Source organism: Brevundimonas fontaquae (assembly GCF_017086445.1).
GTDB lineage: Bacteria > Pseudomonadota > Alphaproteobacteria > Caulobacterales > Caulobacteraceae > Brevundimonas > Brevundimonas fontaquae.
In genome coordinates this window covers 771,909-788,100 of record NZ_CP070968.1, presented here as the reverse complement: position 1 = coordinate 788,100, position 16,192 = coordinate 771,909, and the positions used below count along the sequence as shown (strand labels likewise).

Below are 16,192 nucleotides of genomic sequence, written 5' to 3'. Positions count from 1 at the left end.
CGGGGAAGGCGGGGCGATGGCCACGCGGGGTCCGGCGAACCCGCGCGCGGCTCTATACATCGCGGTCTTCATGCAGGTCGTCAAAGCTCCAGTGATCGAAAAGAGAGGGATCAAAGAGCTTGGAACAGGGTGACGACCAAGGCGGTGGGCAGGGCGGCGATCAGAACGGTGCTGACAAAAGCAGCGCCGACCTTGTCGAGCCACATCGAGGTGTTCATCGTATGCATTGTGGTTCTCCGTCTTTCTTGTTTAGGCGATTATCGCCGTTTGGATTTGTTAGCCGCATGATCGTTCCCGGTTTTCCGGAAGTCCTGAACGCTGCGACCTCGTTCCTGACGATCAATAGATAGGCCGTGCGGGCGAAAAAGGCACGTTACATATCGTTTAACGATATTAAACTTTGGCAATAGACTGTTTCAGGAGCCTGATCGACGATGAATCTCAAGCTTATCAAAGGGATGCGGATCGTCGTGGCGACGCATAACGCCGGTAAGGTTCCAGAAATCTCGGCGCTGCTCGGCGGAAATTACGAACTCGTCACCGCCGGCCAGCTGAACCTGCCCGAACCCGACGAAACGGAGAGCACCTTCACCGGCAACGCCATGCTGAAGGCGCGCCACGCGGCGGAACTGTCGGGCGAGGTTTCGCTGGCCGACGATTCCGGCCTGTCGGTCGCGGCGCTGGATGGCGCGCCGGGCATCTTCTCTGCGCGCTGGGCCGGGCCGGGCAAGGATTTCGCCGTCGCCATGAAGAAGGTCGAGGAGCGGCTGGAAGAGATCGGCGCGACGGACCGCACCGCCTGGTTCACCTCGGCCCTGGCGGTCGCCTGGCCGGACGGCCCCTGCGTCGTGGTCCAGGGCGAGGTTCACGGCCAGCTGACCTTCCCCCCACGCGGGGATCGGGGGTTTGGTTACGACCCGCTTTTCATTCCGACTGGCGGCGACCGGACCTTTGGCGAGATGGAGCCGGCGGCCAAGGACGCCATCAGCCACCGCACCGTCGCCTTCACCAAGCTGAGAGCCGCCCTGATTGACTGATCCGCTTGATCCGGGATCGGACGTCGGCCTCTACGTCCACTGGCCCTATTGCGCACGCATCTGCCCCTACTGCGACTTCAACGTCGTGCGCGATCGCGGGCGCACCGAGGAACAGGCCGGGCTGGTCGAGGCGATCCTGGCCGACCTGTGCGCCCAGAGAGATCTGACAGGCCCGCGACGGCTGGCCTCGATCTTCTTCGGAGGCGGCACGCCGTCGCTGATGGCGCCCGACGCCGTCGCGCGGATCGTGGCGGCGGCCCGCGACCTGTTCCCGCCCGCCGGCGACATCGAGATCACGCTGGAGGCCAATCCCACGGACGCCGAGGCCGGCCGGTTCGCCGCCCTGGCCGACGCCGGGATCAACCGCCTGTCGATGGGGGTTCAGGCGCTGGACGACGCCGCCCTGCGTTTTCTGGGTCGCGACCATGCGGCGGCCGAGGCCCTGCGCGCGGTCGATCTGGCCCGCCGCGCCTTCGACCGTCTGTCCATCGACCTGATTTACGCCCGCCCGGACCAGAGGCCTGAAGATTGGGCCGCCGAATTGACGGCGGCGCTGGCGCTCGGGTTCGAACACGTCTCGCCCTATCAGCTGACCATAGAGCCGACGACCGCCTTTGGTCGGGCCTTCGCACGCGGAACCCTGACCCCGCCGGACGAGGACCGGGCCGCATCTCTCTACGAAACCACCCAGGATGTCCTCTCGGCCGCCGGCTTCGAAGCCTATGAGGTCTCCAACCATGCGCGCGGTCCCGCCGCCCGGTCGTCGCACAATCTGCATGTCTGGCGCGGCGGCGACTATCTGGGTGTCGGCCCCGGCGCCCATGGCCGGCTGACGCTGGACGGCGTCAGGACCGCGACCGTCGCCCACCGCCGCATCGCCGACTATGTGGCGGGCGTCTCGGGCCTCACGCCTTGGTCCGAGCGCGACGCCCAGACTGCAGCCGACGCCGCCGAAGAACGGCTGCTGCTGGCCCTGCGCACCACCGAAGGCGCGCCTGTCGCCCTGCTGTCGGCGCTCGGCCTGTCGGCTGAATGCGCGCCGGTCGCGGACCTGATCGCCGACGGGTTCCTGATGCTGAAGGCCGAGCGACTGATCGCCACCGAGCGCGGCCGCCCGGTGCTGGATGGCGTGCTGAAGGCGCTGCTGACCTAGGCCTTCTTCAGCCCCAGCATTCCCAGCCAGCCGCCGCTGGTCAGCAAAGCGACGTCCAGCAGGGCCAGCGGCAGCGGCGTCGAAACCGGCGCGGCGATGAAGCGCGAGCGCCAGTCCGGGCCGAACTTGGCCTTGTAGCTGCGCAGACCCTGGAAGCCGTACAGCGCCCCGCCCTCTTCGAACACAAGGGCGCCGACGCGAGCGAAGACCGGCGCGATGCGACGATCCTCCAGCCCCGCCAGCGGCGCCATGCCCAGGTCGAAGCTGGCCAGCCCCTCCGCCTTGGCCCATTGGGCGCAGCGGATGAACAGATAGTCCATCACCCCATGCGGCGCGTCCGGCCGATGCCGCATCAGATCCACCGCCGCCTCGTCCGGCGAGGTCAGCAGATTGGCGAAGGCGACGATGCGACCGCCCTCCTTGACCACCGCCAGCGGCGTCAGGTCCAGATAGTCGACGTCGAAGCGTCCCAAGGAGAAGGATTTCTCCGAGCCCTCGTGCATGGCGAGCCAGGCGTTGGAAATCTCGCGCAGCTCGTCCGCGATCGCTGCGGCCGAACCGGGCGGCAGAACATCGAACGAGGAGCCTTCACGCTCGGCGCGATTGATGGCCGTGCGCAGGTTCTGCTTGCCCTTGCCCTCCAAAGAAAACCGGTGGGCGTCGATCACGGCCGTTTCGCCGACCTTTCGCACCGCCAGCCCCATGGTCGCCAGGTCGCCCAGCACCTCCTCGCTGACCGAATAGAAGACCGCCGCCCCGCCATAGCTGTCGGCCATTTCGGTGAAGGACCACAGCAACTCCAGCCGTTCGCTCTTGAGCCCTGCCGGTTCGCCCATGGCGATCCAGCGCCGGCCTCGCACGCGATAGGCCAGGAAGCTGGAACCCGACGGGCTGAACATCAGCGCCTTGTCGCCCAGCATGGCCAGCCAGGCCTCTGGTGTCGCCATATTCGCCGCCCGCAAGGCCTGGAGCGCGCGATCGATGTCAGCCTTGCTGGCCGGGCCGTGACTGTGGGCGCCCGGCGAACTCAACAGCGAGCGCCCGGCCACGACCAGCGTCAGGATCGCCAGAACCAGCCCGGCCCGCAGGAAACCCGACGCCTGACGATCGCTGAGGAAGCGCCACCACAGCTCGTCATTATAGGCCACGTCGCGATAGGCGAAGAAGCCCAGCCACAGCATGGCCGCCACGACCGCCGTCAGCAGCAACAGCCAGCTGGGCCGCAGCGGCTCGCTGAGCCGCGAGCGCCGGTTGAAAGCCGTGCGGCACGGCGCCAGCAGGGCGGCGACGACCAGAAGATCCGTCGCCTGCTGCCAGTCCAAACCCTTCAGCACCGAAAACACCGCCCCGGCCGCCAGGACCAGCAGGGCCGCCCAATAGGCGCCGCGCCGACGCCGCCACAGACCGGCCGACAACAGCAGAAGAAGGAAACCGGCGATGCTGCCGACAAAGTGCGACAGGTCGATCAGGATCGGGGACACCACGCCGGTCAGCTGACGCAGTCGACCGTCGAACTCTGGCGTCACCGCAGAGGCCAGCATCAGCGCGCCTGCGCCAAAGGCCAGCACCGCAAAGATCTGAGGCGTCAGCTCGAAGGCCAGTCCCGCCAGTCGGCGGATCAGACCGGATGTATGCCGGGGGCGGCTGGACAAACGTGGCCTCTCGAATCGCGGATCGCCCGAACATAGACCAAGAATCGTCCAACCGGGGCGCTGCCAAGGTCATTTCGGGGCACACGAAACAATCCGTAACAGGGGGAGTATATAGGGGTGCGGGCGTCGGGCCCGTGTAACAGGGGATAGTCTCCCATGACCATCAAGACCGCTCTTCTGGCTGGCGCCGCCGCCGCCTTCATGACCGCCGCGCCGGCTCTGGCGCAAGAAACCACGCCCGCTCCCGCCGCCGCGCCTGCCGCCGCTGCGTCCTCGCAGCAATCGCTGTCGCTGAACCCCGGATCGAGCGTTTCCGGTCCTGATGGCGAGCTGGGCAAGCTTGAAGGCGTTCAGAACAACGCCGAAGGCAAGCAGGAACTCACCGTTCGCGGCGCCGACGGCCAGCTTCGCGCCGTGCCGCTGAGCGGAATCCGCCAGGAAGGAACCGGCGTCGTGGTGGCGTACACCAAGGCCGAGTTCGACGCCGCCGCTCCGATCGCCGGCGCCCCGGCGGCCCCCGCCGCTGATCCGGCCGCCGCTCCCGCGCCGACCGCGGAACCTGCTGCTGAACCGACAGAACCGACCGAACCGGCGACCACCGAACCGGCTGCTCCCGCCCCGGACAGCGCCACGCCGGCTCCGACCGAGCCGCAATAAGACAGTCTTCCAAGGCTGGATGATCAAGGGCGGTCGGGTTTCCCGGCCGCCCTTTCGTCTGCCCGCAATCCAGCCCCGACAGTGACGCAGCAAAAAGGGCGGCTAGCGAGAGCCGCCCTTTTCCTTATCGACCTACTGTCGGATCAAGCGCGACGCTTGACCAGTCCCAGAAGGAACAGCAGCAGGCAGGCGCCCAGGAACGCCACGATCAGCGTGACGAAGTTGAAGCCGCCAACCGGCGTACCGAAGACGTTTGCAGCGATGAAGCCGCCGATCAGGGCGCCGACGACGCCGACGATCAGGTTCGTCAGCAGGCCGTGATTGCGGCCCATGACCTTTTCAGCCAGCCAGCCGGCGACGATGCCGATGACGAGCCAACCAATGATTCCGAGACCCATGCTGTGGTTCCTTCCTTTAAAAGCCAAGCTGTTGCAGTAAATGCGGCTCGGGCCATACGGTTGCGTCCTCGTTCAAACCTTGCCGCAATAAGGTCGAATTCGCCTTAGGCGCGATCCGGCACGGCGATTGCCGTGATCGACGTGTGTCGTCCCGCATCGGGACAGACGTTGAGACGAGGATCACCGTCATGGCCGACGACATCGACCTTCATCTGGGCCGGCGCCTGCGCCGCCGTCGCCGCCTGCTGGGTCTGACCCAGCAGCAGTTGGCCGTTCAGGTCGGCATCCGCTTTCAGCAGATTCAGAAGTACGAATGCGGCGCCAACCGCATCTCCGCCGCGCGCCTGTGGCAGTTGGCCGAGGCGCTGGAAACGCCCGTCGCCTATTTCTACGATGGCCTGGCCGAGGCGATGGAGGCCGACGCACCGACGCCCAAGGGCGGTGAAGTCTTTTCGCGCAAGGAAACGCTGGATCTGATTCAGGCCTACTATCAGTTGGACGAACGGCCCCGCCGGCGTTTGCTGGATCTGGCCAAGTCCCTGCATGCGGGCGACGTGGCCGCCGCCTGATCTGCGCGTCTGCCCGATCTGCACGTCTCAAGGGGCGCCCATGCCGGCGAAAGCGCGGTAAGGGAGCCTCATGACCGAATACGAAGCCTTCGCCATCGAACTGGCGCGCGAAGCCGCGCGCGTGACCCTGCCCTTCTTCCGCTCGGACCTCGGGCATGAGGACAAGGGCGGCGCGGCCGGCTTCGATCCCGTCACGGAAGCCGACAAACAGGCCGAGGCCGCCATCCGCCGCCTCATCGCCGCCCGCTATCCCGACCACGGTGTCATCGGCGAGGAGTATGGCGAGGATCGGCCGGACGCCGAGCACGTCTGGGTGCTGGATCCCATCGACGGCACCCGCGCCTTCATTTCAGGCCTGCCGCTGTGGACCACGCTGATCGCCCTTTGCACGGCCGGCAAGCCGACCGTCGGCGTCATCGCCCAGCCCTATCTGGACGAAATCTACATCGGCGGCCCGTCCGGCGCGCGCCTGTTGCGCGGCGATGTCGAGACGCCGCTTGCCGTGCGGTCCTGCGAGACGCTGACCGACGCCGTCATCTCGACCACGGACCCCGACATCTTCAACGGCGCCGAACTGGGCGCTTGGACCCAGGTGCGTGCGACCGCCCGCCTGGCGCGCCTCGGCTGCGACGCCTACGCCTACGCCATGGTGGCGGCGGGCAAGATGGATCTGGTCGCCGAGACCAGCCTGAAGCCTTGGGACTGGTCCGCCCTCGTGCCTGTCATCGAGGCGGCGGGCGGCAAGGTGGTGAACTGGCGCGGCGCGGCACCGGACGACAGGGGCCAGGTCCTGGCCGTCGGCGACGCGCGCCTGATCGACCAGGCGCTGGTGACGCTGAAACGCGCGGCCGCCTGAACCTACGAGCTGGCGCATATTGACGCAGGTCGAGAGACGGCGTCAGGGTGCGGACGGTTGAGGGGACGGATTTCGATGGCTGGGCAGTCCAAACTGGTTGTCGGCGTCGACGTGCCCTGGGTCACGAGCTGGACCGGAGAAGAGATTACGGGCGCCGCACCATGCCGAACCGTCGGCGGTCGTCTCGCCCTGATGCAGGCCAGCGCGCCCGGCGCCGGCAAGCCGCAATATTCAAAGAACCATCTGGTCCGACAACGTCTCACGGTCGCGCGCATGCTGTGCCCTATGTGCGGCGAGCCGACTGAGGAAGGCGATCGCTGGACCCAGATCGCCGCGCGACGATGCGCCGGTCAGCTCAGGGCGCGCGGCGGTCAGGTTCGCGCCGACATCGCCGACGACCGGGTCATGATCGACGCCGGCTCGATCGCGCCCCTGCACCGTCGCTGCGTCGACCGCTCGATGAAATACTGCCCGCACCTGCGCGCCAGCGACGACGTGATGGTCATGCGCTTCCCGCGCGAGTGGATCGTTCTTCCCCTTCTGGTGAAGGCCGAGACCGGACCCGGCGTCGCCGTCGCCTTCCTGCAGCTATGCGGCGTCACTCAGACGATCGACCGACGCTGGCGCGCCGAAACCGCCGCCTGAACGATCAGCCCGCCGTCCCGTCCGCAGTCGTCGCCGCCGGGTCCGTGACCGCGTCCGCCGCAGGCGCGACCAAATCGGCCATGGCGTCGAATTCGTTCAGGAAGACCGCGCGCAGGTCGTCGGCCTCCATGATGACCTCGTGCTTGGCGCCGGCGACCTCGACGTAGCGGCCGCGCGGGATGCGTTTGGCGGCCCATTGGTTGGTCTGTTTCCACACCACGTCGTCGGCGCTGGCTTGGACGATCACGACCGGCGCCTTGACTGCCTTCAGGGCCTTAGGCTTCAGCGCGCGCTCGCCGGCGTCCAGCGCAAAGGCCAGCCAACCATAGGTGGGACCGCCGATGGCCAGATGCGGGCAGGCGTAAAGCTGCTGACGCCACATCTCATAGCGGGTCTCGTCCGAGGTCAGGGCGTCCTCGGCGAAGTTGTGGTCGAACGGATCGTCGGGGTCGCCCAGGATATAGTCGCCCGCCTGGCCATGGCGAATGTTCCAGCGCACCACCAGCTTGACCGACCACATCGACCGTTTGCCGGTCTTGATGCGCAGCATGGGACTGGACAGAACCGCGCCGGCGAACCGGTCCTCGCCGCTTTCCAGCGACAGCAGGTTCAGGCACGCGCCCATCGAGTGACCGACCATGATCCAGGGCTTGGGGCACTGGTCCTCATAGGCGTTCAGCAGGCGGTTGTAGTCGTCCAGAAACTCCTCGACCGCACGGGCGTGCCCCTTCAGCCGATCCGGCAAGAGCCGCGCCGACAGCCCCTGGCCGCGCCAGTCGTGGGTCAGCACGCACCAGCCGCGCGCCAGGAAGTTGCCGATCACCTCATAGTATTTCTCGATCGGCTCGGTGCGGCCGGGGCTGAGCACGACGGTGCCGCGCACCTTGTCCGCAGCGAGATGAAACGGCTTCCACAGCCCGGCGCGCAGGCGCATTCCGCCTGCGCCGCGAAACCAGTCGCCCTTTCCGCCGGGCGGCGGGGCGGCGCCAGGAACCCCCATCAGCGGGGCGTTGGCGGCGAAGGCTTGGGCGCGGTTCACTCGGGCTTCCTGAACTTCAAGGTCATGCGATCGCTCTCGCCGATCGCGTCGTATTTGGATCGGTCGAAGGCGGGGTCAGCCGGTTCGCCGCGCGGCGCGGTCAGGCGCGTGGGCGCCAGGGTGTCGACGCCGAACGGGTGATCCTTGGTGTCTTCCGGATTGGCGTTGATCTCGGACGCCTCGACGAAGACGAAGCCCGCTTCGGCCGCCAACTGGCGCACGAAGGCTTCCTGGACATAGCCGTTGGCCGCGACCGGATCCTGATCCTCCGCTGGGGACAGTCGATGTTGCTCGACACCCAGGATGCCGCCGGGGCGCAGGGCGGCGAAGGCGTCGGCGAAGGCCTTTTCCGCAATGCCCGCCGCCATCCAGCCATGCAGGGTTCGCATGAACAGGCACATCTCGGCCGTGCCCGCCGCGATCACCGGACCGGACCCCGCGCCGAAGACTGAAAACTGCGGCTCGCCATAAAGCCTCTTGTCGCTGGAGAATCGCGTGCGGAAGGCGGTGTTCAGCACGGCCTGCGCCGGATCGGCGGTCGGCCCCTCGGGGAACAGGGCGGCGACATAGGTTCCCGCCCCCTTGGTCAGATAGGGGGCCAGGATTTCGGTGTACCAGCCGCTGCCGGGCCAGAACTCCACCACCGTCATCTTGGGTTGAAGACCGAAGAAACGCAGCGTCTCCATCGGGTGACGGAAGGCGGCGCGCGCCTTGTCCTGGGCCGAGCGCCACGATCCCTGAACCGCCCATTCCAGCGAGCCTTCCGGCGGCCCCGCGGGCGTGGGCGGCGCGGCGGGCGCCTTTGCGGCCTCGTCCTTGCGCCCGCAAGCCGCCACGCCGGTCAGCCCCAGCGCCGCAGCGCCGCTCAGCAAAAACCGACGCGACAATCCGCTCGCGCTCGCCAGACGATCAGCCATTCAAAACCTCCGCAGGATGCCGGGACCCGCGTCCGACGCACCCTGACGCCTTGGGCTTAATCGGGTTCGCAGGTCCGGTCAAAACGCAAGACGGCCTATTCGGGCTTGCGGAAACGCAGGGTCATCCGATCGCTCTCGCCGATGGCGTCGAAGGCGGCGCGTTCGTCGGGCGTCAGGGTGCGGCCCGACGGATCGTTGCGCGCGGCCGACTGGCGGATGGGCGGCAGGGTCCAGACGCCGAACGGGTGATCGTGGTCGTCCTTGGGATTGGCGTTCAGCTCACTGCGCGCCTCCAGCACGAAGCCGGCGTTGCGCGCCTCATGGATCACGTAGCTTTCGGGCACATAGCCGGTGGAGGCGACGTCAGCGACATTCAGACCCTCCGCGCTGCGGTGCTGTTCGACGGCCAGCACGCCTCCGGGCTTCAAGGCCTTGAAGAAGGCCTGCAGATACGGCTGGGTCCGGCCGTCGCGCGACCAGTTATGGAAGGCGCGGGCCACCAGGATGAAGTCGGCGGTTCCATCCGCCACGCCCATGCTTTCCAGCGGGCGATTGACCGGCACATAGCGACCTCCGGTCGCCGCCGCATAGGGCTCTAGAATGTGACGCCACCAGCTGGCGCCGCCCGGCTCGATCTCCACCACCGTCATGCCCGGCGTCAGGCCCCAGAAGGTCAGGGATTCATACGGATGACGATAGACGTCGCGCGCCCGGTCGGCGGCGGGCCGGCTCTCGGCGGAGATGGCGGTCTGCAAGGCCGTGTCGTCGGAGAAGGTCGGCATGGCGCTGGACAGGGCCGAGCGCGGCGGCGTCCACGCGCCCTGGGTCTGGGGCGACTGTTGGGCCAGGGCGGGGGCGGCGGACAGCAGGACGGCGGCGAGGCCGTAAACGGCAAGGCGCATGATCGAGGGCTCCAGGTTCAGGTCGTTCTCCATAGGCAGGCGGACCGCCCGCGCAAATGAACTTCGCGAGACACAGGCGGATTTGACGCAAGCAAAATCGTGCGGGCGGCGCCCTTGACGCCGTTTCGCCGGTTCCCATCTTTGCTTCCGAGGACGCCGATTTCGGGTTCTCCAGACTGATGGCGCCGGTTTCGGGTCGTCGATCTGATCTCCCACCGTCCGGGCCAAAACGCCGGGCGGCTCAACCTTGCTGATCCTCAGGAGGATGCTGATGCGTACCTATGATTTCACCCCGCTGTACCGTTCGGCCGTCGGCTTCGACCGTCTGGCCAATCTGCTGGAAAACGCCTCGCGCGCGACCAGCCAGGATACGGGTTATCCCCCCTACAACATCGAGACCACGGGCGAGAACGCCTATCGCATCGAGATCGCCGTCGCCGGCTTCAGCCCCGACGAGCTGAACATCGAGGTGAAGGAAAACCTGCTCACCGTAACCGGCCGCAAGACCGCCAATGACGATACGGCGACGCAGAAGACCTATCTGCATCGCGGCCTGGCCGAGCGCGATTTCGAGCGCCGCTTCCAGCTGGCCGACTATGTCGTCGTCAACGACGCCAATCTGGTCAACGGTCTGCTGTCGATCTCGCTGAAGCGCGAACTGCCCGAGGCGCTGAAGCCCCGCCGTATCGAAATCGGCGCCGGCCAGCCGCTGATCGAAGGCCAGGCGGAGAAGAAGGCTGAAGCGGCCTAAGCCGTTTCAAGGCCAACTATGAAAGGGCGGCGTTCGCGCCGCCCTTTTTCTATGCCGCCAGGTGCGAGAAGGCGGCGACGACCTGTTCATAGGCCGGCCGTTTGAACGGCACGATCAGGTCGCAGGCGTCCGACAACGGCCCCCAGCGCCAGGCGTCGAACTCGACCTCGTCGTCGGCCGCAAGATCGATCTCGCACTCGTCGCCGGTGAAGCGGAACGCGAACCACTGCTGCTTCTGCCCCTTGAAACCGCGCCAGGCCTTGGCGTTGTTCATGGCTTCGGGCGGGAAGTCGTACAGGATCCAGTCGTCCGTCCGCGCCAGCAGTTCGATCGAGGTGACGCCGGTTTCCTCATGCAGTTCGCGGCGGGCGGCGGCTTCCAGATCCTCACCCGCATCGACGCCGCCTTGCGGGAACTGCCAGTTATGCGGGCCGGGCGTGGCGTGCCGCTGGCCGTACCAGACCAGACCCTCGCGGTTGAACAGCACGACCCCGACATTGGGCCGATAGGCGTCGAGATCGGACACTAGCGCCCCGGCCGCATCGACAGGGACGATGCCGGCGCCAGTTGCAGGCCGCGCTGTTCCAGACCGGCGGTCCAGCGGGCGGCGGCCTCGACCGTCACCGGATAGCTGAAGCCGGCCCCCAGGGCCGAACCGCGCAGCTTGGCCTGGGCCTCCAGACCATTCAGGGCGGCGACGATGGCGGCGGGCGACTGGGTCCGGTCGATGACGCGGTCCGCGCTGGCCCGCGCCCAGGCGCCCGGCCGACGCTGGAACGAGCCGTCGTCCAGGAAGGCGACGCCACGCTGGCGCAGGACGCTCAGGAAGGCGTTCATGCCCGTGTCCGAGCCGGCGAACCGGTCGCCTAGATAGTTGGTCACGCCGAAATAGCCGGTGGCGCGGCTCAGCAGCCAGTCCATCTTGGCGGTTACGTCGTCGGCGCCGCCGTCGGCCAGCAGCGTATAGGGGCCGGGGTCGTTGTCGGGATAGCCGGTCGGCTCCATCGGCATTTCCAGCATGACCTCATGGCCCTGCGCGCGCGCCTGGTCGATCCAGCCCTGCAGATTGTCGGCATAGGGCACGAAGCTGAGCGTGACCTCCGGCGGCAGGCGTTCGATCGCCGCGCGGGTGGTGACGGCGTTCAGGCCCAGCCCGCCGACGATCAGCGACACGCGCGGCTTGCCGTTCGGACGGAACGGGCGAGCATAGGCCTGGGCCGGCACGCGGCCGTCGGGCGCGATCATCGGCAGGGGACCGTTCGATCCGGGCTGCGACAGGCCGGCGATGGGCGCCTTGGCCAAGGGCGAGGCCGCGTGGACCGGCGCCGTGATGGGTGCGCCCTGACCCGAGACGCTGCCGCCGTCCGGCAGGGTGATGACGGCGTCGCCGCCTGCGGCCGGATCGGCGCCGCCCGCCAGATTTTGATACAGCCCCATCGCGCCCATGGAGAAGGCTTCGAAGCCCGTCGGCGCCGGCGCTCGCGCTGCGGGCGCCTCGCGTTCCAGCGCGACATGGGCCGAGGGTGTTCCCGCCTTGGGATCACCCAGCACCGTCAGGAACAGGGCGCTGGTGCTGAGCAGAAGCAAGCCCGCCAGACCTGCGGCAACCGGCGGCTTCTTCAGGGCGTCGACGACAGGTTTCAGGCTCGGGCCGTCCTTGCCGCGCGGGGCGGTCCCGGCGGTGGCGGCGAGTGCGGATTGGCGTTTGGCGAACATGGGCAAGAGTGGAACCGATCTGGAATCCTACGCCCGCATCATCGGGCGCCGTCGGTTAAGAAACCCTAACGGGCGGTTCACCATGATCGACGCGGTGATTTCTGGGAGCGGCTGTCACGGATCGTGCGTTGACGCGGGCGACTTCGCCCTTCCAGATGCCGACCTCCCCGCGCCTACCCAGGATATATGAGATGATGAGCCCCGCCGCCGACGACGCCCTGCGTGACGAAGTTCGACTGCTGGGCGGCATTCTGGGCGACATCATCCGCGACGAGGGCGGTCAGGCCCTGTTCGACCATGTCGAGGCGGTGCGACAGGCCTCGATCGCCTATCACCGCGACCCGGCTTCGCACCCCGCCAAGCGTCTGGAGAAGCTGCTGACCGCGATGTCGGTGGATCAGGCGGCCGGTCTGGCGCACGGCTTCGCATTGTTCTCGCTGCTGGCCAATATCGCCGAGGACCGCTCCACCCGCCGTCGCGCCCAGAGCCAGGCCGAAGCCGGCGCCCGGCCCGACACGCCGGAAGGCGCGCTGAAGCGTCTGGCCGACCAGGGCGTGGACCGCGAGGCCGTGCGCGCCCTGCTGGATCAGTCGCTGATCTCGCCCGTCCTGACCGCCCACCCGTCCGAGGTCCGGCGCAAGAGCGTCATCGACCGCATCGCCGCCATCACCGACCTGCTGGACGCCTGCGACAAGGCCGGCGACGCCTGCACCCTGGACGCCATCGCCGAACCGCTGCGCCGCCAGATCGTCATCCTGTGGGCCACGCGCCTGGTCCGCACCCAGGGCCTGGTGGTGCAGGACGAGATCGACACCGTCGTCTCCTTCCTGGACCGCATCTTCCTGCACGTCGCGCCCAAGCAGTTGTCGGCCTGGCGGCGGTTGCTGGAGGCGCCCGAGCTGAGGCCCTTCATGCGCGTCGGCACCTGGGTCGGCGGCGACCGCGACGGCAATCCGAACGTGGACGCCACGGTGATGGCCGCCGCCTTCCGCACCCAGGCGCGGGCCGTGCTGACCTTCTATCTGGAGGAGGTGCACGCCCTGGGCGCCGAACTCAGCCTCGCCGCCGAACTGGCCCAGGTGTCGCCCGCGCTTCAGGCCCTGGCCGACGCCGCCCATGATCCGTCGCCCCACCGCGCGGACGAGCCCTATCGTCGCGCCCTGACCGGCGTCTATGCCCGCCTCGCCGCCACGCACGAGAAGCTGGGCGACGCTCCACCGCCCCGTCGCCCCGCGGTCCAGGCTGAACCTTATCCCGGCCCCGACGCCTTCGAGGCCGATCTGAAGACGCTTCACGACAGCCTGGTGTGGCACCACGGCGGCGTCTTCGCCGACGACCGGCTCAGCGATCTGATCACGGCGGTCGAGGTGTTCGGCTTCCATATGGCGACACTGGACATGCGCCAGAATGCCGACGTCCATGAACGCGTCGTCTCCGACCTGCTGAAGGTCGCGGGCGTCGAACTCGACTATCTGACGCTGGACGAAGAGGGCCGGCTGAAGGTGCTGGCCGCCGAACTGGCCTCGTCGCGCCTGCTGTTCAGCCCCTATGCCGACTATGAACCGGAAACGCTGAAGGAACGCGCCATCCTTCAGGCGGCGGCGACCGCGCTCGCCGCCTTCGGCGCCCAGGCGATCCGCACCCATATCGTGTCCAAGACGGATGCGGCGTCCGACCTGCTGGAAGTCTATCTGCTGCTCAAGGAAGTCGGTCTCTACCGACCCGAAGACCCCGCCGCCTGTCCCATCCAGGCCGCGCCCCTGTTCGAGACCATTGAAGACCTTCGCGCCGCCCGCCCAACGCTGGAGCGGCTGCTGCAGGAGCCGTCCGCCCTCGCCGTCGCCAAGGCGCGAGGCGTGCAGGAGGTGATGATCGGCTATTCGGATTCGAACAAGGACGGCTCCTACCTGACCTCGGGCTGGGAGTTGCACGAGGCCTCGCGCGCCTTGGTCGAGGTGACGCAGAAGCACGGGCTGAAGCTGCAACTGTTCCATGGGCGCGGCGGCACGGTCGGGCGCGGCGGCGGTTCGTCCTTCGCCGGCGTCCTGGCCCAGCCCGAAGGCACGGTCCAGGGCCGCATCCGCACCACCGAACAGGGCGAGGTCATCGCCAACAAATACGGCGAGCCGGAGATCGCGCTTCGCAATCTGGACGCCCTGACCTGCGGCGCCATGCTGGCCTCGCTGGGTAAGGGGACGGACCACGCCTTCACCGCCGAACACGGCGCGACCCTGTCGGACCTGTCGGCGCGTTCGATGGCCGCCTATCGCAAGCTGGTCTATGAGACCGACGGCTTCGTCGACTACTACCGCGCCGCCACCCCCATCGCCGAGATCGCCGATCTGAAGATCGGCTCGCGCCCGTCGTCGCGCACCGCCTCGACGCGGATCGAGGATCTGCGGGCCATTCCCTGGGTGTTCAGCTGGTCGCAAAGCCGGGTCATGCTGCCCGGCTGGTTCGGTTTCGGCTCGGCGGTGCAGGGCAAGGACATGGGCGAGTTGAAGGCGATGGCCGAGGCCTGGCCCTTCTTCAAGACGCTGGTTCAGAACATGGAGATGGTCATGGCCAAGTCCGACATGACCATCGCCCGTCGCTACGCGACCCTGGTGCCCGACGCCTCTCTTGCCTCACGCATCTATGGCGAAATCCGCGAGGAGTGGCAGCGCACCCATGACGCCATCCTGGCCATCACCGGCCATGACGCTCTGCTGGGCGGCCAGCCCGAACTGGACCGGCTGATCCGGCTGCGCATGCCCTATGTCGAGCCGCTGAACCACGTCCAGATCGAACTGATCCGCCGCCGCCGCGCAGGCGACGACGACCCCCGCGTCCGCGAAGGCATCCTTCTGGCCATCAACGGCGTGGCGGCGGGCTTGCGAAACAGCGGCTGACTACAGCCACTTCGTCCGTTTGAACGTCACATACAGCGCCGCGCAGATGGCCGCGATCACGACCAAGACCGCATAGTATCCGTATTCCCAGCGCAGCTCGGGCATGTGTTCGAAGTTCATGCCGTAGATGCCGGCGATGGCCGTCGGCACCGCCAGGATGGCGGCCCAGGCGGCCAGCTTGCGCGTGATCAGCCCCTGACGCTGCTGCTCCAGCAGGTTGGCCACTTCGAACACCGACGACAGGATGTCGTTCAATCCCCCCAACCGGCTGTTCACCCGCCGCACGTGGTCGCCCACGTCGCGGAAATAGGGCCTTACATCCGGATCGATACAGGGCAGGTCCAGCGACTGAAGCCGTCCCAGCACCTCTTCCATCGGCCCCAGGATGCGCCGGAACTTCAGCAGCTCGCGGCGAAGGGTGAACAGCCGCCGGATTTCCAGGCGCGACAGGAAGGCGTCCAGCGTCCGCTGCTCCATCTCCAGTACGCTGTCCTCGACGTCGTCGACGATGGGGGCATAGGCGTCGACGATGAAGTCCAGAATGCCGTGCAGGACGAAATCGGGACCCTTTTTCAGCTGCAGGGGCGAGGCTTCCAGCTGTGTGCGCAAATGGTTGTGGGCGCGGGCCGAGCCGTGGCGGATGCTGACCACATGGTCGTCGCCGACGAAGACGTGCGTTTCGCCGTAGGCGATGCGATCGTCGATCTTCAAAGCCGTGCGCGCCACGACGAACAGTTCGCGACCATAGACCTCGACCTTGGGCATCTGGTGCGCCGCCAGGGCGTCCTCGACCGCCAGCGGATGCAGCTTGAACCGATCGACCAGGGTCTCGATCTCCGCGTCCGTCGGATCGTAAAGGCCGATCCAGACGAACTCGCCCGGCTCCAGCGCCAGCCCCTCGGGCGTCAGCGGCGCCTCTCGTACGCGCTGACCGTCACGATAGACGTAGGAGGCGACGACGGTCATGCGGTGTTCCGGGATCTGCGCGGGTCTCGACCTGCTCTAGGGC

Annotated in this window: 16 protein-coding genes; 8 read left to right on the top strand and 8 right to left on the bottom strand. The window is 67.5% G+C overall.

Annotation, left to right across the window (positions count from 1 at the left end):
• Positions 1-434: 434 nt before the first annotated feature.
• Positions 435-1,037, top strand: coding sequence for an RdgB/HAM1 family non-canonical purine NTP pyrophosphatase (gene rdgB / locus JX001_RS03750; RefSeq protein WP_205682359.1), 603 nt, complete (start codon positions 435-437; stop codon positions 1,035-1,037).
• On the top strand, positions 1,030-2,190 hold the full coding sequence (gene hemW / locus JX001_RS03745) for a radical SAM family heme chaperone HemW (protein WP_205682358.1): 1,161 nt from the start codon (positions 1,030-1,032) through the stop codon (positions 2,188-2,190). Before rdgB ends, hemW begins: the two co-directional genes overlap by 8 nt.
• Here hemW and JX001_RS03740 read toward each other — a convergent pair.
• On the bottom strand, positions 2,187-3,842 hold the full coding sequence (locus JX001_RS03740) for a GNAT family N-acetyltransferase (protein ID WP_205682357.1): 1,656 nt from the start codon (positions 3,840-3,842) through the stop codon (positions 2,187-2,189). The genes hemW and JX001_RS03740 overlap by 4 nt on opposite strands.
• Before the next feature lie 156 nt (positions 3,843-3,998).
• On the opposite strand from JX001_RS03740, the gene JX001_RS03735 reads away from it, so the two are divergent.
• A complete protein-coding gene (locus JX001_RS03735; RefSeq protein WP_205682356.1) occupies positions 3,999-4,499 on the top strand; it encodes a hypothetical protein in 501 nt (166 codons plus the stop codon).
• Positions 4,500-4,642: 143 nt separating this feature from the next.
• Here JX001_RS03735 and JX001_RS03730 read toward each other — a convergent pair whose 3' ends face one another.
• Positions 4,643-4,897 (bottom strand): GlsB/YeaQ/YmgE family stress response membrane protein, encoded by a 255-nt coding sequence (locus JX001_RS03730; protein WP_017504935.1) that lies wholly within the window; start codon positions 4,895-4,897, stop codon positions 4,643-4,645.
• 188 nt (positions 4,898-5,085) lie between these two features.
• Here JX001_RS03730 and JX001_RS03725 point away from each other — a divergent pair, with 188 nt between their 5' ends.
• The 3 genes from JX001_RS03725 (at position 5,086) to JX001_RS03715 (ending at position 6,967) form a co-directional block, all read left to right on the top strand.
• A complete protein-coding gene (locus tag JX001_RS03725) occupies positions 5,086-5,466 on the top strand; it encodes a helix-turn-helix domain-containing protein (protein WP_205682355.1) in 381 nt (126 codons plus the stop codon).
• A gap of 70 nt (positions 5,467-5,536) precedes the next feature.
• The gene (hisN, locus tag JX001_RS03720) at positions 5,537-6,322 is read left to right on the top strand and encodes a histidinol-phosphatase (RefSeq protein ID WP_205682354.1); all 786 of its coding nucleotides are present in this window, start codon (positions 5,537-5,539) and stop codon (positions 6,320-6,322) included.
• A 75-nt stretch (positions 6,323-6,397) separates the two neighbouring features.
• Positions 6,398-6,967, top strand: a complete 570-nt coding sequence (locus JX001_RS03715) for a hypothetical protein (RefSeq protein WP_205682353.1) — start codon at positions 6,398-6,400, stop codon at positions 6,965-6,967.
• Positions 6,968-6,971: 4 nt separating this feature from the next.
• Here JX001_RS03715 and JX001_RS03710 read toward each other — a convergent pair whose 3' ends face one another.
• From JX001_RS03710 to JX001_RS03700, 3 genes are all read right to left on the bottom strand, one after another.
• On the bottom strand, positions 6,972-8,006 hold the full coding sequence (locus JX001_RS03710; RefSeq protein WP_205682352.1) for an alpha/beta fold hydrolase: 1,035 nt from the start codon (positions 8,004-8,006) through the stop codon (positions 6,972-6,974).
• A complete protein-coding gene (locus JX001_RS03705; protein ID WP_205682351.1) occupies positions 8,003-8,923 on the bottom strand; it encodes a class I SAM-dependent methyltransferase in 921 nt (306 codons plus the stop codon). The genes JX001_RS03710 and JX001_RS03705 overlap by 4 nt, the downstream gene beginning before the upstream one ends.
• Positions 8,924-9,018: 95 nt before the next feature.
• Complete coding sequence (locus JX001_RS03700; RefSeq protein WP_205682350.1) at positions 9,019-9,825, bottom strand: class I SAM-dependent methyltransferase; 807 nt, start codon at positions 9,823-9,825, stop codon at positions 9,019-9,021.
• 271 nt (positions 9,826-10,096) lie between these two features.
• On the opposite strand from JX001_RS03700, the gene JX001_RS03695 reads away from it, so the two are divergent.
• Complete coding sequence (locus JX001_RS03695; protein WP_026108379.1) at positions 10,097-10,576, top strand: Hsp20 family protein; 480 nt, start codon at positions 10,097-10,099, stop codon at positions 10,574-10,576.
• A gap of 49 nt (positions 10,577-10,625) precedes the next feature.
• On the opposite strand, the gene JX001_RS03690 is transcribed toward JX001_RS03695, so the two are convergent.
• Together JX001_RS03690 and JX001_RS03685 are read right to left on the bottom strand one after the other, a co-directional pair.
• A complete protein-coding gene (locus JX001_RS03690) occupies positions 10,626-11,102 on the bottom strand; it encodes an RNA pyrophosphohydrolase (protein ID WP_205682349.1) in 477 nt (158 codons plus the stop codon).
• Positions 11,102-12,292 (bottom strand): divergent polysaccharide deacetylase family protein, encoded by a 1,191-nt coding sequence (locus JX001_RS03685; RefSeq protein ID WP_205683062.1) that lies wholly within the window; start codon positions 12,290-12,292, stop codon positions 11,102-11,104. Before JX001_RS03685 ends, JX001_RS03690 begins: the two co-directional genes overlap by 1 nt.
• Positions 12,293-12,483: 191 nt before the next feature.
• Between JX001_RS03685 and ppc the strand changes: the two genes are divergently transcribed.
• The gene (gene ppc, locus JX001_RS03680; RefSeq protein WP_350354484.1) at positions 12,484-15,183 is read left to right on the top strand and encodes a phosphoenolpyruvate carboxylase; all 2,700 of its coding nucleotides are present in this window, start codon (positions 12,484-12,486) and stop codon (positions 15,181-15,183) included.
• Here ppc and JX001_RS03675 read toward each other — a convergent pair whose 3' ends face one another.
• Positions 15,184-16,149, bottom strand: a complete 966-nt coding sequence (locus JX001_RS03675) for a magnesium and cobalt transport protein CorA (protein ID WP_205682348.1) — start codon at positions 16,147-16,149, stop codon at positions 15,184-15,186. It abuts the gene before it with no gap.
• Between the last annotated feature and the right edge of the window lie 43 nt (positions 16,150-16,192).

Coding starts and splice junctions, on each gene's coding strand:
- ppc (WP_350354484.1), top strand. CDS start 12,484: ATGATGAGCCCCGCCGCCGACGACGCCCTGCGTGACGAAGTTCGACTG.
- JX001_RS03700 (WP_205682350.1), bottom strand. CDS start 9,825: ATGCGCCTTGCCGTTTACGGCCTCGCCGCCGTCCTGCTGTCCGCCGCC.
- JX001_RS03725 (WP_205682355.1), top strand. CDS start 5,086: ATGGCCGACGACATCGACCTTCATCTGGGCCGGCGCCTGCGCCGCCGT.
- hisN (WP_205682354.1), top strand. CDS start 5,537: ATGACCGAATACGAAGCCTTCGCCATCGAACTGGCGCGCGAAGCCGCG.
- JX001_RS03705 (WP_205682351.1), bottom strand. CDS start 8,923: ATGGCTGATCGTCTGGCGAGCGCGAGCGGATTGTCGCGTCGGTTTTTG.
- JX001_RS03695 (WP_026108379.1), top strand. CDS start 10,097: ATGCGTACCTATGATTTCACCCCGCTGTACCGTTCGGCCGTCGGCTTC.
- JX001_RS03735 (WP_205682356.1), top strand. CDS start 3,999: ATGACCATCAAGACCGCTCTTCTGGCTGGCGCCGCCGCCGCCTTCATG.
- JX001_RS03715 (WP_205682353.1), top strand. CDS start 6,398: ATGGCTGGGCAGTCCAAACTGGTTGTCGGCGTCGACGTGCCCTGGGTC.
- rdgB (WP_205682359.1), top strand. CDS start 435: ATGAATCTCAAGCTTATCAAAGGGATGCGGATCGTCGTGGCGACGCAT.
- JX001_RS03685 (WP_205683062.1), bottom strand. CDS start 12,292: ATGTTCGCCAAACGCCAATCCGCACTCGCCGCCACCGCCGGGACCGCC.
- JX001_RS03675 (WP_205682348.1), bottom strand. CDS start 16,149: ATGACCGTCGTCGCCTCCTACGTCTATCGTGACGGTCAGCGCGTACGA.
- JX001_RS03730 (WP_017504935.1), bottom strand. CDS start 4,897: ATGGGTCTCGGAATCATTGGTTGGCTCGTCATCGGCATCGTCGCCGGC.